Raw genomic sequence first — 602 nt, forward strand, 5'->3', positions numbered from 1 at the left:
AAGTAGATGTTAGACAAACCTTGGTTCAGCATTCGAATACGGTTCTGCTCGCGCTGAATCGTTTTCTTGATGATGCTTGCTACCGACTCAGAGCTGATCGCCAAGCGGTTTTCACGCTGCGTCAGTTCTTCTGTTAGTCGAGCTAGCTCAACTTCCATCTCTTCGATTGCTTCAACCGGATCATCCGTATGAATGATGTCTTGGCGAATACGCTCACGAAGGTGTTGGTAAACTGCGATGTAGAACAAAACCTTACGCTCTGGATGTGCGTTGTCTTCCGATAGACGCAGCGAGTCACGTAGGTCGTCATTGTCAGCCACAGCCAGACGTAGCGCACCCAGTGATTTATCCGACATAGAGCGAAGCTCGCCCGCCGTTAGGTAAGCCAGTTCACGCTTGTGTAGACGACGTTCAACATCGTTTTCACGAGCTAAGCGAAGTACTGAGCACCAGCCAGCTTTTGCTGCAACAACGAAGGTACGAAGTTCTGTGTACTCTTTCTGAACTTTCTTAAGACGCTTAGCTAAGGCTTTCATCTCAAGCTCTGTTGACGTAATCGTACGCTCGTATTCGCTCTTACGGCTGCGAGATGTGTGCAGACG

The 602-nt window shown here is 49.2% G+C and carries 1 pseudogene; it reads right to left on the reverse strand.

Annotated features, from left to right (window positions below):
- Positions 1-602: pseudogene (gene mukB, locus AB4496_RS14260) on the reverse strand (chromosome partition protein MukB); the annotation flags it as partial.

The organism is Vibrio sp. 10N.222.46.A1 (assembly GCF_041473595.1).
Taxonomy (GTDB): Bacteria; Pseudomonadota; Gammaproteobacteria; order Enterobacterales; family Vibrionaceae; genus Vibrio; species Vibrio tasmaniensis_A.